The 22,430-nt window shown below is 65.8% G+C and carries 15 protein-coding genes and 1 pseudogene; 5 read left to right on the forward strand and 11 right to left on the reverse strand.

The window, feature by feature from the left end; all coding sequences use genetic code 11:
* Window positions 1-6 precede the first annotated feature (6 nt).
* Window positions 7-1,692, reverse strand: a complete 1,686-nt coding sequence (locus AC0V8S_RS15745; RefSeq protein WP_475438268.1) for a hypothetical protein — start codon at window positions 1,690-1,692, stop codon at window positions 7-9.
* 378 nt (window positions 1,693-2,070) lie between these two features.
* Between AC0V8S_RS15745 and AC0V8S_RS15750 the strand changes: the two genes are divergently transcribed.
* Window positions 2,071-2,205 (forward strand): hypothetical protein, encoded by a 135-nt coding sequence (locus AC0V8S_RS15750; RefSeq protein ID WP_475438269.1) that lies wholly within the window; start codon window positions 2,071-2,073, stop codon window positions 2,203-2,205.
* A 61-nt stretch (window positions 2,206-2,266) separates the two neighbouring features.
* Here AC0V8S_RS15750 and AC0V8S_RS15755 read toward each other — a convergent pair whose 3' ends face one another.
* The 3 genes from AC0V8S_RS15755 to AC0V8S_RS15765 all read right to left on the reverse strand — a co-directional run bounded on the left by AC0V8S_RS15755 (window position 2,267) and on the right by AC0V8S_RS15765 (window position 8,427).
* Window positions 2,267-3,523 carry an autotransporter outer membrane beta-barrel domain-containing protein gene (locus AC0V8S_RS15755; RefSeq protein WP_475438270.1) on the reverse strand — a complete coding sequence of 419 codons (1,257 nt, stop codon included), beginning with the start codon at window positions 3,521-3,523 and terminating at the stop codon, window positions 2,267-2,269.
* Window positions 3,517-7,449 carry a beta strand repeat-containing protein gene (locus AC0V8S_RS15760; RefSeq protein WP_475438271.1) on the reverse strand — a complete coding sequence of 1,311 codons (3,933 nt, stop codon included), beginning with the start codon at window positions 7,447-7,449 and terminating at the stop codon, window positions 3,517-3,519. The genes AC0V8S_RS15755 and AC0V8S_RS15760 overlap by 7 nt, the downstream gene beginning before the upstream one ends.
* Window positions 7,450-7,680: 231 nt before the next feature.
* A complete protein-coding gene (locus AC0V8S_RS15765; protein WP_475438272.1) occupies window positions 7,681-8,427 on the reverse strand; it encodes an AraC family transcriptional regulator in 747 nt (248 codons plus the stop codon).
* Window positions 8,428-8,875: 448 nt separating this feature from the next.
* Here AC0V8S_RS15765 and AC0V8S_RS15770 point away from each other — a divergent pair, with 448 nt between their 5' ends.
* The 3 genes from AC0V8S_RS15770 to AC0V8S_RS15780 all read left to right on the forward strand — a co-directional run bounded on the left by AC0V8S_RS15770 (window position 8,876) and on the right by AC0V8S_RS15780 (window position 12,344).
* Window positions 8,876-10,024, forward strand: coding sequence for a helix-turn-helix transcriptional regulator (locus AC0V8S_RS15770; protein WP_475438273.1), 1,149 nt, complete (start codon window positions 8,876-8,878; stop codon window positions 10,022-10,024).
* Window positions 10,025-10,176: 152 nt separating this feature from the next.
* On the forward strand, window positions 10,177-11,589 hold the full coding sequence (locus tag AC0V8S_RS15775) for an NfeD family protein (RefSeq protein ID WP_475438274.1): 1,413 nt from the start codon (window positions 10,177-10,179) through the stop codon (window positions 11,587-11,589).
* Window positions 11,586-12,344 (forward strand): slipin family protein, encoded by a 759-nt coding sequence (locus AC0V8S_RS15780; RefSeq protein WP_475438275.1) that lies wholly within the window; start codon window positions 11,586-11,588, stop codon window positions 12,342-12,344. The genes AC0V8S_RS15775 and AC0V8S_RS15780 overlap by 4 nt, the downstream gene beginning before the upstream one ends.
* A 208-nt stretch (window positions 12,345-12,552) precedes the next feature.
* On the opposite strand, the gene AC0V8S_RS15785 is transcribed toward AC0V8S_RS15780, so the two are convergent.
* The gene (locus AC0V8S_RS15785) at window positions 12,553-13,482 is read right to left on the reverse strand and encodes a LysR family transcriptional regulator (protein WP_475438276.1); all 930 of its coding nucleotides are present in this window, start codon (window positions 13,480-13,482) and stop codon (window positions 12,553-12,555) included.
* A 96-nt stretch (window positions 13,483-13,578) separates the two neighbouring features.
* Between AC0V8S_RS15785 and AC0V8S_RS15790 the strand changes: the two genes are divergently transcribed.
* On the forward strand, window positions 13,579-14,589 hold the full coding sequence (locus AC0V8S_RS15790) for a zinc-dependent alcohol dehydrogenase family protein (RefSeq protein WP_475438277.1): 1,011 nt from the start codon (window positions 13,579-13,581) through the stop codon (window positions 14,587-14,589).
* A 177-nt stretch (window positions 14,590-14,766) separates the two neighbouring features.
* Here the strand turns inward: AC0V8S_RS15790 and AC0V8S_RS15795 are convergent, their stop codons facing one another.
* From AC0V8S_RS15795 to AC0V8S_RS15820, 6 genes and pseudogenes are all read right to left on the reverse strand, one after another.
* Window positions 14,767-17,064, reverse strand: coding sequence for a xanthine dehydrogenase family protein molybdopterin-binding subunit (locus AC0V8S_RS15795; protein ID WP_475438278.1), 2,298 nt, complete (start codon window positions 17,062-17,064; stop codon window positions 14,767-14,769).
* Window positions 17,061-18,044, reverse strand: a complete 984-nt coding sequence (locus tag AC0V8S_RS15800; RefSeq protein WP_475438279.1) for an FAD binding domain-containing protein — start codon at window positions 18,042-18,044, stop codon at window positions 17,061-17,063. Before AC0V8S_RS15800 ends, AC0V8S_RS15795 begins: the two co-directional genes overlap by 4 nt.
* Window positions 18,041-18,514 carry a (2Fe-2S)-binding protein gene (locus tag AC0V8S_RS15805; protein WP_475438280.1) on the reverse strand — a complete coding sequence of 158 codons (474 nt, stop codon included), beginning with the start codon at window positions 18,512-18,514 and terminating at the stop codon, window positions 18,041-18,043. The genes AC0V8S_RS15800 and AC0V8S_RS15805 overlap by 4 nt, the downstream gene beginning before the upstream one ends.
* Window positions 18,515-18,619: 105 nt before the next feature.
* Window positions 18,620-20,879 (reverse strand): annotated as a pseudogene (locus AC0V8S_RS15810) (xanthine dehydrogenase family protein molybdopterin-binding subunit).
* Complete coding sequence (locus AC0V8S_RS15815) at window positions 20,869-21,927, reverse strand: FAD binding domain-containing protein (protein WP_475438281.1); 1,059 nt, start codon at window positions 21,925-21,927, stop codon at window positions 20,869-20,871. The pseudogene AC0V8S_RS15810 and the gene AC0V8S_RS15815 overlap by 11 nt, the downstream one beginning before the upstream one ends.
* Window positions 21,924-22,421, reverse strand: a complete 498-nt coding sequence (locus AC0V8S_RS15820) for a (2Fe-2S)-binding protein (RefSeq protein ID WP_475438282.1) — start codon at window positions 22,419-22,421, stop codon at window positions 21,924-21,926. The genes AC0V8S_RS15815 and AC0V8S_RS15820 overlap by 4 nt, the downstream gene beginning before the upstream one ends.
* Between the last annotated feature and the right edge of the window lie 9 nt (window positions 22,422-22,430).

The following is a 22,430-nucleotide window of genomic DNA, read 5'->3' on the forward strand; positions in this document are numbered from 1 at the left end:
GACAGATCAATTCTGATCGGGCGGCGCGGCCGGCGCTTCCTGCCATTTGAAACCGACATACATGCTCTGTGCCACACCGATCAGCAGCAGCAGATTGGTGTCGAAGTTGACGAAGGTGAAGCTCCAGACGACGTTCCAAATGAACAGGATTCCCAGGATGCAAGTCCACGCCACCGCCTGGATACGATGCAGCACGGGTCCTTTGCCATCGCTTAGAATATCCAGGAAGAACGAGTTCGAGGTGCTTGTGTCGTCGTTGCCATCGTTGAGGCTGATGGCCGCCATTCCGGATGTCGCATTGATTCCCAAAAGCACAAGAATGCCGCTGGTGATCAGCCCGAGATAGATGCCCATGGTCAGCCAGATGAACACGAACCCGGCCACCGTCAGGAACATCCAGAAGGCCATTTGCGTGCGGGCGAGGCTGTAGGGGCCTATCGGCCGTTCGACATTGCCAGTCTTGGCCGCCTCATCGGCCTTGGCTTGGGCCGCCTTCAACGTGCTGGCCGCATCGTTGGCGACAGCCGTTGCGGTGACCACGGCTGTCTGCGCGCTTTCGGATTCGGCGGCAGCCTTTGCCACGGCTTCAGCGGCGGCGGCTTTGGCGGCATCGTCGGCGGCTTTGGCGGCCGCGTCGTTTGCGTTGGCGACACCGGTCTTTGCCGCCGCGGCGGCATCGACGGCGTCCTTCAACTTTGCCTTTGCATCCTCATCCGCCGTCTGCGCCGCCGTCAACGCGTCGGTCGCGATCTGCACGTCGTTCTGGGTGCGCTTGTTGTCGCGCAGCATCGTCGTCTGCCTGGCCAGTCCGCAGAAGCAGACGGTAAAGCACAGAAGCGAAAGGGTGCCGACCGCCAGCGTCAGGAGATCGTAGACCATGACCGTGACGGTCTCGGTCTTCGTATCCTGCAAGGTGGTTGCGCTCCGAGACAGACCGATGGCGAGGGCCTTCTGACCAATTTTGGTCCAGTCCTTGCCCGGCGTCGGGGCACTCAGCAGTTCGCGCCAGAAGGTTGCGCCGCTTTTTTCTGCATCGTTGGGGACCTCCAGGCCGAACAGAAGGGCCTGCGGGCCTGACTTGGCTTCGGCCTGGACGGTCAGCTCGGGAGCGGTCTTGCCATTCAGGAACACCGACAAGGTGATCGGTTGCGGCTGGGTGGCGGCAGCAGTGAGCGCCTTCTGCAGAGCCGTGTCGGTCTCTTGCAGCGTGTTCCACGCCCCATCCCGCGCCGATCCGCTTGCGGCTTCGTAACCGGCTTGCGCTTCATCACGCGTTTTGCGCGTCCGGATGATGTCGTCCGCCAGACGCGCCTCGGCGACTTGTGGCACGACACCGCCGACAATGATGCAGACGTGGTGGTTTATGGCCGTCGGCGTCGGCCGGACCGCCAGCAACTGCAAGGCACCATTGGCCATCGCCGCCTTCTGGTCCTCTGTCGGCGTCCCAGGCGGAACCTTGCCGTCAGGCGGTGTCTCAGGCGTAACCTTGCCGGCTGGCGGTGTCTCAGGCACAACCTTGCCGTCAGGCGTAACCAGGCCGTCGCAAGTGACAAGGTCGGCAACGGCAAACTGCTCCAGCCATGCGGTCCGTCCCAGGCATAAAATCAGCAGCAGGCAGCCGGCGACTGCGAACCATTTGGCCGCAAACCGCGACGTCAATTTGTCCCTGAACCCCGTCAATCCTTCAAGCATGTCCCGTCCCCCCAGTTACAACTCGATGTTTGCAAATCCCCTGTTTCAGGCATGGGTGCTCTTTACGGCTTCCATGACCATCGGATCGATACTATACGCGATAACTTTTTTTCGGGAAATCAACAGAAGTTATGTGTCGAAGGTATTTATTTGCAGCAGAGAACTGTTCTCCGACGATTACACATTGACGGAAGTATCTTTTGCGAGTCCGCCCTGCTTTTTTGAGAATACCGTCCCTTTGGCTGATCGGCTGTTTGCGCCGGACTCCGATCTGGCGGATAGAAGTCTGGATGCCGCGCTTATAGGCCCAGTTCATGGAAGCAGCCGGCGGGATCGGGCCGGCTGCCGTTCTTCCTGGAGATGGTGGCGCTGAGCCGCATGTCGGCCCGCATCTACGGTACGCTGACCTGCCTGGAGCCGGGGCTGGGCGCGCTGGCCGGCTTCCTGTTCCTGCACGGAACGACCGCCGGCGCCACGCTGACCTCGAAGCCGCCGGTGCCGTCGCCGGAGTAGGGACGGACGCATCGGCCGCACGGCGACGTCAATCTGGCGGTGACCCGGTGGCCTGCTGTCGTCAGAACTTGACGCTGAGGTTTGCCCTGGCGCCGTTATCGACCGTGCCGCCGCCGAATTGCCCGGTATAGGACAGGCCGAGCGTCGCATTGGGCGACATTTTCATGTCGATACCAGCCTCGATGATCGCGCTGTCCCTGGCGATCGGCACGCCGGCGATGGTGAAGGCGTTGCCGCCAGCGAAGGCGAAGCTGGTCGGCGTGACATCGCCAAAGGCATGGCGCCAGCCGAGCGTGCCGCGCGCGGTGGCGTCGATGCCGCCCAGCGCGAAGTCGGTCGAGCCCCGCAACCCGAGCGTGGTGAAGGTCGCGTCGGTGGTCGAACCGGCACTGGTCAGTGCGGCAGCGCCACCTGTCTCGGTGAAGCCGTCCGTGTGCACGCTGACATAAGCGAGATTGGCGAAAGGCTCGAACTTGAAGCGGCCCGCATCGGCCTTGTAGGCGAGTTCGCCAAAGACCTGCGCGGTGCCGGCATCGTAGTCGGCCGACAGCGCATCCGCGAAGCCGTTGAAGGCAACGGAGCGATGTGTCGAGAGGCTGCTCCAGCTATAGGCCGCACCGGTGCGGAAGGCGATGGCGCCCCAGTTGGTGCCGCCATAGAGGCCGAGATGGTAGTTGTCGCTCTTGCCGGAGGAATTACGATCGTCGGCGTTGAAGGAGGAATGGCTGTAGCCGCCGAGCAGACCGACGCGCCAGCCGCCGACCAGCGTGTCGGCGCCGGCCAGCAGGCCGCCGGTCGAGCGGTCGAAGGCGGCGGCGTTGCCGTCGGAATCCGTGTTGCCCCAGGAGCCGAAGGCCTGGCCCCAGACGGCGAAGCGGTCGGTGTCGGCGGCGACCATTTCCGGCCCGCCTTCGCCATAGGCCATGACCGGCAATGCGGCGGCACCAGCATCGCCGAAGGCTGCAGCGATGCGGTTGCTGGCGGCGTCGCGGATGAAGCTCGAGTCCTCCACCAGCATTCCCTTGGCCGAGGCATGGATCTCACCCGACAGTTGGTCGAAGGCGGCGCGTGCCTCGGCGTCGGTGGCCAGGCCGGCGACGGCATTGAACAGTGATCCGGATGCCGGAATGCTGTCGAGCCCTTGGCCGGTGGCGATCTGGTTGGGCGTCAGCCCGGCATCGGCGAAGTTTTGCGTCTTCAACACGTCGAGATAGGCGTTGTTGAAGTCATAGGTATCGATCACCGACAGGAACGCGGTGTTGGTGATCCCCGTCACGTCGGCGAAGTGGCCGGCCAGTCCGAGATCGGCGGTCAGCACCGTATAGTGGGAACCGAACTGCAGGCCGCCCTGTATCTGACCGCCAGCGTCGAGCCGGTGATGTCAGCGGTGCCGGAGGCATGAAGCAGATCCGACTGAGCCCCGCCGATGTCGATGGCGTAGGTCGAGCCGGCCGCCAGCGTCACACTGCCCGAAACCAGGGTGCGGTCACCGGCGCCGCCGTCCTGCATGGTCAAAAGTCCGGAATTCGACAGGGATTCGAGGCCGCTGAAGGTCGTGGTCTCGAGTGATGCGCCATTGCTGGCGGTGACGAGCGTTGCCGAGGCCGCGTTGATCAAGCTGTCGAAGCCGGCGCCGAACTGGCTGGTGCCGCCGGTCGTCCAGGTGGCGTTGTTGGTCACCTTGTCGACGAAGTCGCCAAGCGTCACCAGGCCAAGCAGCGCGCCGTCATTGGTGAGCGTGGTGGCGCCGCCGGCGGTGTTGATGACCAGCGCCGTGGCCGTCTGAGCGCTGTTGTGCGTCGCGCCGGAAAGAGTGATGCCGATCGCGTGGCCGGCGTTTGATTGTGCGTCGATCGCCGCGAGGCTGCCTTCGACGGTGCCGCTGGTGCTGATGGCGATCGCGCCAACGCCGGTCTGTCGTGCGACGATGGCGGTGGTGCCGGTGGAGGTGACATCGCCGGCGTTGACCGTCACGTCGCCGCCGCTCGACCGCGCGAAGATGCCGTTGCCGTTGGTCGTGGTCACCGGGCCGACCGTGGTCACCTTGGTCGAGCCCGAGCCGAAGTTCTCGGCGTCGATGCCGAACCGCGCATCGATCGATCCGTTGGCGGTCACGTCGATGTTGCCGACGGCCGCAGCGTTGAGGAAGGCGGCCACCATGCCGGCATTGCCGGCCTTGATGTCGCCATTGGCGACCTCGGTGATATTGCCGATCACCGAGTGGCTCTGGACGTCGATGCCATCCTTGCCAGCCGTCAGCGCGGTGACCGCGCCGGTGGTGACGCTGATCTTGCCGCCGGCCGAAGTGTCGCGCACGAAGATGCCTTCGCCGCCGGTCGAGCTGCTGGCGCCCGAGATGTCGACCGTGACCGTGCCCGAGCCGCCATTGAGGATGTTTGCCGCGTCGCCGGTGCCGCCGACGAACCCGCCGGTGCCGGTCACAGAGATGTCGCCCGAACCTCCGGTGCCGCCAATCAGGCTGAGGCCGCGCGTCGCGCCGGTCACCGTGTCGGCGACCGATACGCTCACCGCGCTGTTGCCGGTCGCCTTGATGCCCTCGGCGAGCGTGCCGGTCACCGTGCCATTGGCGGTGACGCTGGTCGCGCCCGTGCCGAAGTTGTGCGCATCGATGCCCGTCGTGCCCGAGACGTTGCCCGCGGTCACGTCGACCAGGCCCGTGCCAGCGACCTTGGTCTGCTGGGCGATGATCGCGGTGTTGCCGGTCGAGGTGACATCCCCCGCGATCACGACGGCGGTGCCGCCGGTCGTCAGCGCAAAGATGCCGTTGCCGGTGGTCGCGGTAACGGGACCAACCGTGATGACACTGGTCGAGCCCGAGCCGAAGTTCTCGGCATCGATGCCGAACCGGGCGTCGAGCGACCCGTTGGCGGTCACAGAGATATAGCCGGTCGCCGCAGCGTTGAGGATCGCGGCCACCATGCCGGCGTTGCCCGCCTGGAGATTGCCGTTGGCGACCTCGATGACATTGCCTGTCAACGACTGGCTCTGGACGTCGATCGCGTCCTTGCCCGCCGTCAGCGCGGTGACCGCGCCTGTGGTCACGCTGATGCCGGTGCTGGTCGCCACGTCGCGCACGAGGATGCCTTCGCCGCCGGTGGAACTGCTCGCGCCCGAGATGTCGACCGTGACACTGCCCGAGCCGTTGTTCTTGATGTTTGCCGCGTCGCCGGTGCCGCCGACGAACCCGCCGCTGCCGATCACCGAGATGTTCCCCGTGCCGCCGGTCCCGCCAACCAAACTCAGGCCAAGCGTCGCGCCAGTCACCGTCTGGTTCACAGACACGAACACGCCGGCGTTGCCGACAGCCTTGATGCCCTCGGCGGCAGTGCCGGTCACCGTGCCATTGGCGACGATGCCGATGTCGCCCGTACCGAAGTTGTGCGCATCGATGCCCGTCGTGCCCGAGACGTTGCCCGCGGTCACGCCGATCAAGCCCGTACCAGCGACCTTGGTCTGCTGGGCGATGATCGCGGTGTTGCCGGTCGAGGTGACATCGCCCGCGTTCACGATGGCATTGCCGCCGGTCGACAGCGCGAAGATGCCGTTGCCGGTGGTCACATTGACCGGGCCGACCGTGGTGACGCTGGTGGAGCCCGAGCCGAAGTTCTCGGCATCGATGCCGAAGCGGGCGTCGAGCGACCCGTTGGCGGTCACGTCGATGTTGCCGGTCGCCGCGGCGTTGAGGATCGCGGCCACCATGCCGGCATTGCCCGCCTGGAGGTTGCCGTTGGCGACCTCGACGACATTGCCTGTCAACGACTGGCTCTGGACGTCGATCGCGTCCTTGCCCGCCGTCAGCGCGGTGACCGCGCCTGTGGTCACGCTGATGCCGGTGCTGGTCGCCACGTCGCGCACGAGGATGCCTTCGCCGCCGGTGGAACTGCTCGCGCCCGAGATGTCGACCGTGACACTGCCCGAGCCGTTGTTCTTGATGTTTGCCGCGTCGCCGGTGCCGCCGACGAACCCGCCGCTGCCGATCACCGAGATGTTCCCCGTGCCGCCGGTCCCGCCAACCAAACTCAGGCCAAGCGTCGCGCCAGTCACCGTCTGGTTCACAGACACGAACACGCCGGCGTTGCCGACAGCCTTGATGCCCTCGGCGGCAGTGCCGGTCACCGTGCCATTGGCGACGATGCCGATGTCGCCCGTACCGAAGTTGTGCGCATCGATGCCCGTCGTGCCCGAGACGTTGCCCGCGGTCACGCCGATCAAGCCCGTACCAGCGACCTTGGTCTGCTGGGCGATGATCGCGGTGTTGCCGGTCGAGGTGACATCGCCCGCGTTCACGATGGCATTGCCGCCGGTCGACAGCGCGAAGATGCCGTTGCCGGTGGTCACATTGACCGGGCCGACCGTGGTGACGCTGGTGGAGCCCGAGCCGAAGTTCTCGGCATCGATGCCGAAGCGGGCGTCGAGCGACCCGTTGGCGGTCACGTCGATGTTGCCGGTCGCCGCGGCGTTGAGGATCGCGGCCACCATGCCGGCGTTGCCCGCCTGGAGGTTGCCGTTGGCGACCTCCGTGATATCGCCTGTCAACGACTGGCTCTGGACGTCGATCGCGTCCTTGCCCGCCGTCAGCACGGTGACATCGTTGGTGGTCACCGAAATGCCGGTGCTGGTGGTCACGTCGCGGACAGTAATGCCTTCGCCTGCCGCGGCAAAGACATTGCCGGAGACGTTGATGCTCACCGAACCGGCGCCGGCCGTTTGCGACACATCGAACGCGTTGCCGGCGCCATGGTTGATGATGTTTCCACCCGTGTAGGTGACCGCGCCGCCGGCCGCCGAGATCGACAGCGCCGCCGTGCCGCCCGCGGTCGGCGTGTTGCCGGTATCGACGCTGATCGTGCCATTGTTGGTGACTGTGACGCCGCCGGTGCCGGTGTTGGTGGCCGCAAGGCCATTCCCGCTTATCGTCGTTCCCACATCGACGGTCACGTCGACCGGCACGGGCAACAAGCCCTGATAGGCGCGGTCACTGGGTGCGTTGGCGGGAAATGTCGTGTCGGTGGTGGAGGTCGTGTCGCATTGGACAGTGGTCGCGCCGACGAGACAATCCGCCCAGGCCTGGGCGGGTGCCAGCAGGCTCACGCCCGCAGCCGTGGCGATGCCGATTGCGGATCGCAGCGCAAGCCGACTCGCCTGCGAGCGCAGGTTGAGGTAACTCGTCGGCGCGACCAAAGTCAGCGACGCCTTGCGGCTTTCGAACATATTCTGCTGCATTCAATCCCCCGACGCGACAGTCGTTTGCCCACAGCCGACATGTCATTACGGCCAGGCGTTGTCTTGGGCAGGACCGCACTGGAATTGGACTGGAAAGAGGTGTCGAGCGCATTTCTGCGCACTTGTGGTGAATTTGCACCATCGATCGCCCCAGGCGCTTTGGGGATCGGCTTCTGACGGAGAGGGAAACCGGAAATCGCGTCGCCTGGCCGTTGTCGGACGTGCGTAAGTCTATCTGGCGCCCGTTGGCGTATAGCCGAAGCGACGACGGAAGCAGCGATTGAAGTAAGACACATCGCTGAATCCGCTTGTCATGGCGATTTCGCCGACCCGCATCTCGACAGTGTTCCTCTGCGACAGCATCCTATGGGCGCTCTGCAAGCGCAGTTCGAGAACGCGCTCGGAGAAGCTGAAGCCTGTCTCCTGAAGCAAATCCTGGACATAGCGCGCCGACAGGCCGAGTTCCTTTGCGACGCCTTGCGCGGAGATGCCGGGACTGGCGAAATTGTCCGCGATCTTGGCCAGGACTGCCTGCAGCCTGGCTGCCCGCAGGCCCCGCGGGCCGGCCAATTCGGCGGCCTCGCCCTTCGCGCCTGTCACCAGCCCGATCAGATCGACGATCGTTTCTGTTGCGTGCGATATGAGATCGGGTGAGACAAGGGGGCGGCCGGTTTCAAGCAACTGGCAATACCGTTTGAGAAGATCGAGAGCTTCATTGTCGGCGCCGATCTTCAACGCCAGCCTGTCATCGATCTGCGGGAAGGTCTGTATGAGGGCAGCACGTGGGACCACCACGGTCGTCCACACATTCCAGTCGGCGCCGGCCATTTTCAGCGCTTCCGATTTCAGCGCTTCCGATGCTGTGACCAGGACCGCTTCTCCTGGGCCGACACCATATTCGCGGCCGGCTTGTGCCCCACTCAACACGGTGTCGGTGTTGTTGATCAGCAGGAGATATCCATCATCGTTGTTATCCATTGCTGTCACGGGCGATGTTGCTCGCCTTCCTCGTCGCGTGCCTGATCGTCCCGGACATCTGCTGAAGAACCAGTGATCCGACAGCCGTGGCTTCGATCGCAGCTTCGAAAGGCAGGTCTTCCGATATGCCGTATTCGACCGGCAATCTCCGCGACATGGATGTCTTGCCAGAGGGGAAATCGATCGCGTTCGCTGAGATGCGACGGCAAATCAGTCGACGAAAACCCCGTCTCTCGCGACAATCGAAGACCCCGGCAAAGCCCCCACGGCTTCAAAAAAATCGAACGCGATGCTTCCCATTCCCGGAACAACCAGCAACATTAGTCACCTGGTGTTCAGCTTATCAGCTTAACCCCTTAGTCGAGCTCAATCACGCGTGGCGTCACCCGAAAGTATGACGCCGCGAAATCTTGAGCAGCGAGATCGGGGCATGTTAGGGAGAGGGGTGGTGGTGGAAGGGCTGGGGATCGAAGTACTTTCTTCGATTATCGCTGATATATATGATTGTGTTTTGAATCCGGAGGGCTGGTCAGGAGTAATGACCCGTATCACAGAAGCTGTCGATGCGGCCTATTCTACAATTGCTCTTGCCAGAACTGCCGATAATCATGGTCGTTTCATGGCCCAGTCGCCTTGGGATCCTGCGCAAATGCGGGTTCTCCAGGAAGACTATGACTTTGATGGAATTCCTGGACTGAAGGCGGCGGTCGTCGGCGACATCGACACGCCCGTTACGACGCTTTCGCTAATGAGTGAAGCCGAGCTCCAGCTGACGTCGTTTTTTCGGAATTGGGCCGGACCGCAGGGATTGCGCGAAGGCTGTATCGTCAAATTCGTTCATACGCCGGACCGAATCGGGCTCCTGGGCTGCACCACGCGGGCCAGCAGGGGGGCAATATCAGTTGAAGAACAGCGTTTCCTGGCCTTGCTCTCGCCGCATCTGCGCCGTGCTTCCCTGATCGGAGATCTGTTCGATCAAACCCGCATTACCGCCAATCTCTATCGCCAGACGCTCGACCATTTCGCTGTGCCTGTTGTTCTTACTGGCGCCGACGGAGCAATCCTCCATGCGAATGGGGCTGCCGATCGGATGTTTTCCGAGCAAGGTCCCATTCTTTCCAGGAAGGGCCAGCTCCAGCCGCAGAATCCAGCGGTGGCCCGCGCCTTGCTGGAAGCGATCGCCAGTGCCGGGCATGCGGATGCCTCGCTTGGCGCCCGCGGCATAGGCCTGCCGATTTCGGCTCCGGGCCAGCCGCCCGCGGTCGCCTATGTGCTGCCGTTGACCGAAGGCACCGCGCGCGCGGCTTTCCGGCCCGCCTGTGCCGCCGTCTTCGTGTCGACCACGACATCCTCCTCGCCACTGCCGGAGGCCGTTCTGACCACGCTGTTCGACCTTACGCCCACGGAGGCGCGGGTGCTGCTGCGCATCGGCAGCGGATTGTCCGGGTCGCAAAGCGCGGTGTCGCTCGGCATCGGCGAAAACACCTTGAAGACCCACCTCAACCGTATTTTCGCCAAAACCGGCACGAGACGCCAAGCCGATCTGGTCAAACTCGTTTCGGACATACGCACGCCGCTGGTGGCTCCCGGATCATAGTGGTGAGCCGGCTGAAGCTGCCAATCTCCCCGACGAGGGGAGATGCGCGCCCGGCCGTGGTCGCCAATCACCAACGTCAGCTCCCCATTGGACTTCGCCCCCATTGGACTTCGCCAAGACACCACCCATATTGAGTCCATGGAGCTTTGAGCGTGTCCTTCGCGCGGGTGGCCCTTCTCGCCGTGGCTTTTGTCGCCGTGGCTGCATTTTCTCCCTTCTCGTCGGCCGGGAGCGAGAGGGTTGCGCTGAGCGTCGCCATTGACGGCGCCATCGGGCCGGCGAGCACCAGGCAGCTCGAGGAAGCGCTTGATGTCGCCGCCAAGCGGGACGCCGAAGTCCTCATCCTGCAACTCGATACGCCTGGCGGGCTGGTCACCTCGATGCGCGAGATGATCGCCGACATCCTGGCTTCGCCGGTGCCTGTCATCGGCTATGTCGCGCCGGCCGGCGGCCATGCGGCGAGTGCCGGCACCTACATCCTCTACGCCACCCATGTCGCGGCGATGGCGCCCGGCACCAATATCGGCGCCGCGACACCGGTCGAGATCGGCGGGCTGCCGTCGCTTCCGGGCGGCGACAAGAGTGACAACGGCGACCAGAAGGACCAGGGCGACCAGAAGGACCAGGGCGATCAGAAGGGCCAGGGCGGGCGGCCAGCAGGCGACGCGATGATGGCCAAGGTGACCAATGACGCGGTCGCCCTGATCCGCTCGTTGGCCGAACTGCGTGGGCGCAATGGTGACTGGGGCGAGAAGGCTGTGCGCGAGGCGGCAAGCCTGTCGGCCAATGCGGCGCTGCAGGAGCATGTCATCGACTTCGTCGCCCACGACACCACCGAGCTGTTGCAATTGGCCGATGGGCGCACCGTCGATGTGGCCGGCAAGAAAGTGGTGCTGGCGACCAGGGGGCTGCCGGTCGAGACGCTGGAACCCGGCTGGTTCATCCGGCTGCTTGCCGTCATCACCGATCCGAACATCGCGGTCATCCTGATGCTGGTCGGCGTCTATGGCATCGTCTTCGAGTTCACCAGTCCCGGCGCGGTCGCGCCCGGCGTCATCGGCACCATCTGCCTCGTGCTCGGCCTCTATGCGCTCAACCTCTTGCCGATCAACTATACCGGCCTTGCGCTGATGCTGCTCGGCATCGCCTTCCTCGTCATCGAGGCCTTCAACCCCACCGTCGTGCTTGGTCTAAGCGGCGTGGCCGCCTTTCTGTTCGGCGCCGCCATGCTGCTGCGGGCAGAGGGGCCGGGCTTTGCCATGTCCTGGGCTGTCATCGGTCCCGCCGCCGCGCTGACGCTTGGACTGGCGCTGTTGACCGGCACCTATGTCTGGGCGGCGCGCAAGAACCCGCCGCGCGTCGGCGGCGAGGCGATGCGCGGCCTGCCCGTCGAGATCCTCGACTGGCAGGGTGGCGAGGGCCATGTGCTGGCCCTGGGCGAGCGCTGGCGGGCAAAGGCCGACGAACCGATCGCGGCCGGCGACAGCGCCGAGGTCACCGACATCAGCGATCTCGTGCTCACCGTGCGGCGGCGCGATCCGGGAAGGAATGGAGCAAGACAATGAGCATCGGTTACGTGGCCTATCTGCTGCTTGCACTGGTCGTGGTCGTGTTTCTGTCGGCGGCCATTCGTATTCTCAGGGAATATCAGCGCGGCGTGGTTTTCACACTCGGCCGCTTTACCGGGGTCAAGGGGCCCGGCCTCATCCTCCTCGTCCCCTTCGTGCAGCAGATGGTCAAGGTCGATTTGCGGGTGGTGGTGCAGGATGTGCCGCCGCAGGACGTGATTTCGCGCGACAACGTCTCGGTGAAGGTCAACGCCGTGCTTTATTTCCGCATTGTCGACGCCGAGCGGGCGATCATCCAGGTCGAGGATTACATGGCCGCCACCAACCAGCTGGCACAGACCACGCTGCGCTCGGTGCTCGGCAAGCACGAACTCGACGAGATGCTGGCCGAGCGCGACAAGCTCAACAGCGACATCCAGGAGATCCTCGACCAGCGCACCGACGCCTGGGGCATCAAGGTGTCGAATGTCGAGATCAAGCATGTCGACCTGAACGAAAGCATGATCCGCGCCATCGCCAAGCAGGCCGAGGCCGAGCGGCTGCGGCGCGCCAAGGTGATCAATGCCGATGGCGAGCAGCAGGCGGCGGCGAAACTGGTCGAGGCGGGCCGGATGCTGGCGGCCGAACCGCAGGCCATGCAGCTGCGCTATTTCGAGGCCCTGCACGACATCGCCGGCGAGCGCTCGTCCACTGTGGTGTTCCCGCTGCCGGTGGATCTGCTCAGCCAGTTCATGAAGGCGCAGGGGAAGTGAGGCTGCGGCCTTCCCTTCTCCCCTTGTGGGAGAAGGTGGATCGGCGCGCAGCGCCGAGACGGATGAGGGGTGCGTGAAGGATCGCCGTCGGCGCCAAGCTGGAGCACCCCTCATCCGTCGCCTACGGCGACACCGCCCGGGGGCGAGCCGCTTGTCTCGCCCCGTCCTTCGGACCCCACAAGGGGAAAAGGGGAGCGTTGCAGCAACGTCACCCTCGCCACGGCGGCTCCGGCGCGAAGCGCTTGCCGATCCAGTCGGCGAAGGCGCGGGTCTTGGCGGCCTGTCCCTTGGCTGAGGGCACGACGACATAGACCGCGCCTTCGTCGGCCAGCGTCCACTCCTCGAGTACTGGCACCAGCCGTCCGTCGGCGAGCTCGCGGCCGATCAGCCAGTCGGTGCTCATCATCAGGCCGAGGCCCTGCACGGCGGCCTCGACGAGCACCTCGGCATCGTCGCTGACCAGCGGTCCGGAAACCTCGACGCGTGCGCGCCGGCCCTCGCGATCGGTCATCTCCCAGGCCGGAAAGGTCTGGAAGCCGCTGAAGCCCAGGCAGGAATGGTCGAGCAGCGCCTGCGGTGTCTGCGGCCGACCGTTTCGGGCGAGGTAGGCGGGGGCGGCGCAGAGCAGCCGGCGCCGTGTCGCCACCTTGCGCGCCACCAGGCGCGAATCCTCCAACGCGCCGAGCCGCACGGCGACGTCGAAATTCTCGGCGACCAGATCGGCGAAACGGTTGGAGAATTCGGCCTCGATGCGGATATCGGGAAATTCGGCAAGGAATTGCGGCAGCAGCGGTCCGATCCACATGCGCCCGAACGTGCCGGGCAGCGCCAGCCTGAGCAGGCCGCGCGGGCCGCCGCCGGCATGCGCCGACGCGGCGGCCTCGGCCTCGTCGACGGAGGCGAGGATGGCGCGCACGCGCACCAGGAATTCGGCGCCCGCTTCGGTCAGCGACACGCTGCGCGTCGTGCGATGGAGAAGCCTGACCCCCAGCCGCTCCTCCAGCGATTGCAGGCGCCGCGACAGGATGGTCGCGTCGCGCCCGACGCGCGCTGCCGCCCTGGTGAAGGAGCGCGCCTCGGCGATGGCCGCGAAGGCCGCCATTTCGGCAAGGGCCGCAGGTTCGTGAGATTGCTGCATATTTCGCAGTACTCAAATGCAAAATGGAATGATTATCCAGAAATAGCGCAGCAGATAGGTTCACTCAACCCTCAATCGTCCCACCGGAGTGAAACCATGAAAGCCATCGAACTGAGCCAACCCAGGCTCGACGCCTTCCGCGCCGCCACCGTCGCCACACCCGAACCGCAGCGCGGCGAGGTGCTGATCCGCCAGCGTGCGGCGAGCCTCAATTTCGTCGATGTCGCGGTGGCGAGCGGCAATTATCCCGGACCGAGCTTTCCGCTGATTCCCGTCGCCGATGGCGCCGGCGAGATCGTCGCGCTGGGCGAGGGCGTTGCGAATTTCGCCGTCGGCGATCGTGTCGTCGCCCATGCCAAGCCGCGCTGGATCGGTGGCCGGCCGCGACCCTACGAGATGACGCAGATGCGCGGCATCTCGCTGCCGGGGTCGCTGGCCGAATATGTCGCGTTGCCGGCCAATTCGCTCGTGCCGGTCCCGGCGCATCTCTCCTTCGAGGCGGCATCGACGCTGCCGATCGCCGGCACCACGGCATGGAACGCCATCCGCGCCGCCAATGTCGGGCCGGGCTCGGTCGTCGTGCTGCTCGGCACCGGCGGCGTCTCGATCTTCACCCTGCAGCTTGCCAAGGCAGCCGGCGCCACCGTCATCATCACCTCTTCGTCGGACGAGAAGCTGGAGCGGGCGAAGGCACTCGGCGCCGATCATCTCATCAACTATCGCGCGACATCAGACTGGGACGGCAAGGTGCTGGAGCTGACCGGCGGGCTCGGCGCCGACCTCGTCGTCGAAACCGGCGGCACCGCCACCTTCGCCCGCGCCATCAACGCCACCGCACCCGGCGGCACGCTGTTCACCATCGGTTTCGTCACCGGCGCCGAGGCCACGGTCAACCTGCTGCCGATCATCATCAAGGCGCTGAAAATTGTCGGCAACAACACCGGGTCGGTGTCCGATCTTCGCGACGCCGCCCGTGCCGTCGGTGCAGCGGGGATCGAGCCGGTCGTCGACAAGGTGTTTTCACCTGATGATGCGGCCGAAGCCTACGCCCACATGGCCGCCGGCGGCCTGCACTTCGGCAAGCTGGTGTTCGGGTTGGAGTGGTGATCGGCGAAGCGGCCATCTCCCCCCTCGAGGGGGAGATGGCCGGCAGGCCAGAGGGGGTCGGTCCGACTGGGCTCGGACTGCTGCGCTTCAGACGAGGTTGGCGCTTTACGCGCGGCGACCCCCTCTGTCGCCTTTGGCGACATCTCCCCCTCGAGGGGGGAGATCAGCCACCGCCCTTCAGATCAGCTTCTCCAGCGTGATCGGCAAATCCCGCACCCTTTTCCCCGTCGCGTGGAACACCGCATTTGCAATCGCCGGCGCCACACCAACAATCGCCAGTTCGCCGACGCCCTTGCCGCCGAGCACCGAGGAGTGCAGGTCGGGAATGCCGACCGAGATCACCTCGATGTCGGGAATGTCGGCATTGGTCGGTACGAGATAATCGGCGAGGTTGTTGTTGACGATGCGGCCGTGGCGGCGGTCCATGATGCCTTCCTCCAGCAGCGCCTGGCCGATGCCCATGATGATGCCGCCCTTCCACTGGCTTTCGGCGAGCTTCGGATTGTAGAGCCGGCCGGAATCCAGCGCCGACACCACACGCGACACGCGCACCGTGCCGAAGTCCTCATCGACGCGCACCTCGATGAAATGCGCGCACCAGGAGTGGCGCGAATAGTCGCCCTCGGTGTGCGGCAACGCCATGGCGATGGTGGTGTAGTTCTTGTAGCGGTCCTCGGCGGTCGAATTGGCCGGCATGGTGTCGCCGGTGGCCTCGATGTGGGTGCGGCCGACGCTCTTTAGCAGTTCGGTGATCGAAAGATCGGGGCCGTCGCCGCGCGGTGAGCCGATGCGGCCATTGGCGACGACCAAAGTGTTGGCTTGCAGCGCATGGAAGGGCGAACGCGGATCGCTGATCGCCAGGCCGACCAGCTGGTCGAGCGCCGAGGTCGCCGCCTTGTAGACGGCCCCAGTCATCACGCCGGCCAGCCGCGAGCCGCCGCTGACGCCGGCGCGGGCAAAGCGGGAATCGCCGAGCTTCACTACCACGTCGTCGGCCGGCACGCCGACCGTCTCGGCGGCGGTCTGCGCCAGGATGGTGTAAGTGCCCTGGCCCATGTCGATCGAGGAGCTTTCGACCTCGACCGAGCCGTTGGCCAGGATGCGCACGACAGCCTCGCCATAGGCGCGCCGCACCGGATAGGTGCCGGCCGCGACGCCCCAGCCGATCAACTGGTTGCCATCGCGCATCGAGCGCGGTTTTGGTGTCCGTTTCGACCAGCCGAAGCGTTCGGCGCCCGCGGCAAAAGCCTCGCGCAACTGTCTGGTCGACCACGCCTTTTTCGCGTGCGGGTCCTGCTCGGCATAGTTCCTGAGGCGAATCTCCAGCGGATCGATGCCGACCTCATAGGCGAGTTCATCGATGGCACTTTCGATGCCGAAGGCCGAGGGGTTTTCGCCCGGCGCGCGCATGGCGCCCGGCACCACGGAATTCACCCGCACGACATTCTGCTTGGAGGAAAAATTCGGCGTCGCGTACATGATCGAGGTGACCGATCCAAGCGGCTCGACCCACATGCCGTCGATCGACGTTTCATTGACGCCGCGATGCACGATCGACTGGATCACGCCGTCATGGTCGGCGCCGATCGTCACCGTCTGGCGCGTCGCGGCGCGGCCGCCATAGCCGGTAAAGGTCTGCGGCCGTGTCATCACCAGCTTCACCGGCCGTCCCAGCATTTTGGCGGCACTCGCGGCCACCGCGCCATGGCTGAGCGCCAGCGCCTTGGAGCCGAAGCCGCCGCCAATATAGGGCGAGACCAGCCGCACATTCTCGAACGGCACTTCGAACCATTCGGCATAGGTGCGGGCCATGCCGTCGAGCCACTGGCTCGGCTCCCATACCGTAAGCTTATCACCTTCCCAGCGGGCGATCAGGCCGTGCGGCTCCATCGGCGCCTGGTATTCGCGCGGCGTGTTGTAGGCGGCGCAGATCCGCACCGGCGCCGAAGCGAAGGCGGCGGGCGCATCGCCCCATTCCTTGGTCATGGCGTCGATCGGAATGCCGTCGCCGGCCTTGCCGTCGCTGAGGTCGACGATGGAAGGCGTCTCGTCATAGCTGACCTTGACGACCGCGGCTGCAGCGACCGCCTGCTCGAAGGTTTCGGCGACGACCGCGGCGACATGCTGGCCCGAAAAAGTGATGTCGCGCGCCAGTGGGCAATAGGGCTTGTCGGGCGGCGGCGTGCCGAACCAGTCGGATGCGGTCCTGAGGCTGATGATGGTGTCCGGTGTCAGCACCTTGAGCACGCCCGGTGCCGCCTCGGCCTGCGCGGTGTCGATCGCGCGCACCTTGCCGGATGCGATCGTGCTCTCGACCAGCACGGCATAGGCGAGGCCTTCGAGCTGTTGCTCGACGGCGTATTTGGCCGCACCGGTGATCTTGGCCGGGCCGTCGACGCGCGACAGCCGGCCGCCGACGGCCTCCGCCAGTGCGCCGTCTGACGCGTCACCATGTCTGATGTTGTGAACGGTCATGCCGTCTCTCCCAATTTGAGGATGGCGCGCGCGATGACGCGCGGCGCGAGCTCGATCTTGTAGTGGTTGGCGCCATGGTCGACGGCGCCTTCGACGGCGAGCTGGCTGGCGGCACGGACGGTTTTCGGCTCCAGCACCTTGCCCTTTAGCGCGTCTTCGACAGCGCGGGCCCGCCACGGTTTTGTGGCAACGCCGCCGAGCGCGACGCGCAGGTCGCGGATGGTGCGGCCATCGGCTTCCAGTTCGAGTCCGACGGCGGCACTCGCGGCGGCGAATTCATAGGATTGCCGGTCGCGGATCTTCAGATAGGTCGAGCGGCGGGCGGCGGCGGAGCCGGGGATTTCGATGGCGGTGATCATCTCGCCCGGCTCGATGGCGTGTTCCCTGTCGGGCGTGGTGCCCGGCAACAGGAAAAAGTCGTCCACCAGAAGCCTACGCTCGCCGAGATGAATTGTTGCATCGAAGGCGACCAAAGCGGTGGCGAGGTCCCCGGGATACATGGCGATACAGGCGTCGCTGGTGCCGAGCACGGCGTGGCCCCTTGTGACGCCGCCGATGGCCGAACAGCCAGAGCCGGGCTGCCGCTTGTTGCAGGCGGAAAAATTCGCGGGATCACGGAAGTACGGGCAGCGCGTGCGTTGCATCAGATTGCCGCCGATGGTTGCCATGTTGCGGATCTGCGCCGACGCCGCCTGCCAGAGCGCTTCGGAGATGGCGGGGTAGCGGCTCTTGATGTCGGCATGGTCGGCGACATGGCCCATTTTGGCGAGTGCGCCGATGGTGGCGCCGCGCTCGTTCAGTTCGATCCGGTCGAGCCCTTTGAGATGGGTGATGTCGACCAGCGTGTCGGGCTCGACAACGCCGCATTTGGCGAGGTCGATCAGCGTGGTGCCGCCGGCCAGCAGCATGGCGGCGGGCAGGGCCGCCGCCTGGCGTGCGGCGTCGACCGAGCCGGCGCGCAGATACGAAAAATCCCTCATGATGCGACCTCCAGGGCTGCCTGGCGGACAGCGGCGACGATGTGCGGATAGGCGCCGCAGCGGCACAGATTGCCGGCCATGTATTCGCGGATTTCCTCGTCAGAGCCGGCATGGCCCTCGCGGATGCAGGCCACCGCCGACATGATCTGGCCTGGCGTGCAATAGCCGCACTGGAAGGCGTCCTGCTCGAGGAAGGCAGCCTGCACGGGATGCAGTTCGCCCTCCCGTGCAAGCCCCTCTATGGTGGTGATGGCGCGGCCTTCGGCTTGCGCGGCAAGCGTGAGACAAGCCAGCACGCGCTCGCCATCGACATGTACGGTGCAAGCGCCACACTGGCCGTGGTCACAGCCTTTCTTGGTGCCGGTCAGGCCGAGCCTGTCGCGCAAGGCGTCGAGCAACGTGACGCGGGGTTCGAGTTCCAGGTGATGATGTGTGCCGTTAATGTCGAGATGTACGGGGATTTTCGTCATGGGCGTCGGGCTCCAGTTGCTTGACGCTGGTGGGATTATTTCATGTTGGACAGGTGGAGGCCCACCTGTCCGTCCGGCGCTTTCGCTCCGGGCGTTCGCCACTTCTCAGCCCAGCAGATCCTCGATGCGGATCGGAAAGCGGCGGGGCCGCACGCCGGTTGCATGCCAGACCGCGTTGGCAACCGCGCCGGCGGTGCCGGTGACGCCGATTTCGCCGACGCCCTTGATGCCGAGCGCATTGACGTAAGGGTCGTCCTCATGGACCAGGATCGCCTCGACCGACGGCACGTCGGCATTCACCGGGACATGGTATTCGGCGAGGTTGGCATTCTGGATCCGGCCCGAGCGCCGGTCGGTGATGGCTTCCTCGTGCAGCGCGAAGGAGACGCCCCAGATCATGCCGCCATAATACTGGCTGCGCACAAGTCTGGGGTTGATGACCCGCCCTGCGGCGAAGGCGCCGACCAGCCTTGTGACGCGGATCTGGCCGAAATCGGGATCGACCTTGACCTCGGCGAAGACGGCGCCATGCGCGTGCTTGGCATAGGTCTCCTGGGACGCCGGGTCCGGGGCGCCCTTGCCATGGCCTTCGATCTCCGTCAGGCCGGCGCGTGTGAGGATCTCGGCATAGCTTTCACCGCGGCTTTCGTCGTCGCGGCGATACAGCCGGCCGCCGCGCGCCACAACGCCTTCATTGCCGGCGCCGAACAGCGGCGAGGCCTCGTTGCCGGTGGCGAGATCGGCGAGCCTGGCGATCACGGCGGCACCGGCATTGTGGATCGCCATGCCGGCCGTCGCCGTATGGCCGGAGCCGCCGGCAATGCCCGCATTGGGTAGGTCGGAGCTGCCGGCCCTAAAGTCGACCCGGTCGATGTCGAGCCCCAGCCCATCGGCGGCGATCTGGGCGAAGGCGGTCCAGGCGCCTTGCCCCATGTCCTGCGCGCCGGTCTCCATCAGGCCGCTGCCATCGGCCTTGAGCACCGCTCGCGCTTCGGCCTGGAACATGATGGCCGGGAAGGTCGCCGTGCCCACGCCCCAGCCGGTGAGGAAACCGTCGGCGTCGCGCATCAGTCGCGGCTGCAGCGGGCGGCTCGCCCAGTCGAATGCCTTCGCGGCTTGGCTATAGCATTCGCGCAGCGCCTTGGAGGAAAACGGCTTGCCGGTCATCGGCTCGACCTCGGCATAGTTCCTGAGCCGGAATTCCAGCGGGTCCATGCCGCAGGCATGCGCCGCCTCATCGATGGCGCTTTCGAGCGCAATCGAGCCGGTGGCTTCGCCGGGCGCGCGCATGAACAGCGGCGTCCCGGTGTCGAGCCGCACCGCCTCGTGCGAAGTGGTGATGGCCGGGCTGGCATAGAGCGTGTGCGAGGCGTCAGCCGCCGGTTCGAAGAAATCGTCGAAGGTGCTCGACGTGGTCTTGGCGTGATGGTCGATGGCCGTCAGCCGCCCCTCGCCATCCATGCCCATGCGCAGGGTCTGGCGCGTCGGCGCGCGGTGGCCGACCGGCCCGTACATCTGCTCGCGCCGCAGCACCAGCTTGACGGGACGGCCAACGAGACGCGCCGCCAGGATGCCCAGCACCTGCGGCCCGGAAATCATGCCTTTCGACCCCGAAGCCGCCGCCGAGGAAAGGGCTGCGGATGTGGATGTTTTGCGGCGCGATGCCGAACAGGCCGGCGATGCGGCCCTGCGCCATGGCCAGGCCCTGGCTCGGCGTGTCGATCGACAGCCGGTCGCCATCCCAGGCGGCGACGATCGCGTGCGGCTCCATGGCGTTGTGGTACTGGGCCGGCGTCTCGTAGGTGGCCTCGATCCGCGTCTTCGCCGATTTCAGGCCGGTCTCGACATCGCCCTTATGCTGGACGGCCGGATTGCCGACGCCGACCCCACGCGGCACGAAGCTTTCGGCACCGTCGAGACCGACGCGCGCCGGCAGCGCTTCATAGCGCGGCGAGAGCAGCGCCGCCCCCTCGGTCGCCGCCTCCAGCGTTTCGGCGATCACCACGGCAATGCTCTGGTTGGGGTAGCGAACCTGGTCGTTCTGCAGCAGGTCGAGCCGGAACATGAAGGGATGGTCCTTGGCGTCCGGATCGGCGGCGAGCGCCGGCCGGTTCTTGGGCGTCATCACCTCGACCACGCCCTTGTGCGCCTTGGCTGCCTCGATATCCAGCGAGGCAACGCGGCCGCGCGCGATGCTGGAGACAGCAAGCACGGCGTAGAGCATGCCGGGCGGATGGTTGTCGGCCGCGTAGCGCGCGGCTCCGGTGACTTTCAGGAGGCCATCGCGACGGGTCAGCGGCTGGCCGATGCTGGAGCCCTGCCTGATATGGGCGGGCTGCTGGTTGAGGCTGAGTTCAAGCGTCATGGCGCGCTCCGGGATTGTTTGAGAACGGGGAGGCAGGAAGGGCCGGCAGCCGCTCGGGCGTTCCCGCCAGGGCAGATTTCAGCGCCCTGACCACGATGCGGCGGGCAAGCTCGATCTTGAACGCATTGTCGCCGGAGGGGCTGGCATCGGCCAAGGCGGCGTCCGCCGCACTGGCGAAGGTCGCCGCGTTGGCATCGGCGCCAAGCAGGACGGCTTCCGCCGAGCGCGCCCGCCACGGCTTGGCCGCGACGCCGCCTAGCGCCAACCTCGCGGCGCGGATCTTGCCGCCATCGACGACAAGTGCCGCTGCGGCCGAGACGACGGCGAAAGCATAGGAGGTGCGCTCGCGGACTTTCAGGTAACGGGCATTGGCGGCGAAGGAGGCGGCCTCCGCCGGCAGGCGCACCGCCACGATCAGGTCGCCGGGCTCCAGCGCATTCTCCCGCTGCGGCGTTTCGCCGGGAAGCCGGTGGAATTCCGCCAGCGTGACGTGGCGCCGGCCCTCCTTGCCTTCGATCTCGACGACGGCGTCGAGTGCCACCAGCGGCACGCAGAAGTCCGACGGATGGGTCGCGATGCAGGCATCGCTCCAGCCGAGTACTGCGTGCAGGCGGTTCTCGCCACCCAGTGCATCGCAACCGGCGCCGGGCTCGCGCTTGTTGCAGGCGCTGGCGGTGTCGTAGAAATAGCTGCAGCGCGTGCGCTGCAGGAGATTGCCGCCGACAGTGGCGGCGTTGCGAAGCTGCGCCGAGGCTCCCGACAGCAGCGCTTCGGCTACCGCCGGATAGGCTTTTGCGAACGCCGCGTCATGAGCGAGATCGGCATTGCGGACCAGCGCACCGATGCGCAGGCCGCCATCGTTCAGCCGTTCGATGCGGTTGAGCTCCGGCAGCCGCGAGATGTCGACGATGCGCTCGGGGCTGGTGATGCCGCCCTTCATCAGGTCGAGCAGATTGGTGCCGCCGGCCAGGTAGGCCGAACCCGGTCCGGCCGCCGCCGCGATGGCGTCGGGAATGCTGGCGGGCCTGATATAGTCGAAGTCTCTCATGCCGCTGCCCTCCGGTCGGCTGTGGCAAGTTTCTCCTGGGCTTCCAGGACGGCCTCGACGATGCCGCCATAGGCCGCGCAGCGGCATATGTTGCCGCTCAGCCCCTCGCGGATGCGTTCGGGATCGTCGCCGGCCTGTGCCTCGGCGATCAGGCCGAGCGTGCTCATGATCTGGCCGGGCGTGCAGAAACCGCACTGGAAGCCGTCATGGGCGATGAAGGCGGCCTGCACCGGATGCAGCTCTTCACCATGGGCCACGCCTTCGATGGTCAAGACATCGGCGCCGTCATGGCTGACCGCCAGCGCCAGGCAGGAGTTGATGCGCTTGCCGTCGACCAGCACCGTGCAGGCGCCGCACTGGCCGCGGTCGCAGCCTTTCTTGGTGCCGGTGAGGTCAAGCCGCTCACGCAAGAGGTCGAGCAGGGTTACGCGCGGGTCGACCTCCAGCTCGTGTCGGTGTCCGTTGATGGTGAGGGTGATGGGAAGGCTGGTCATGGGCGTCTG

Source organism: Mesorhizobium oxytropidicola, assembly GCF_056174625.1.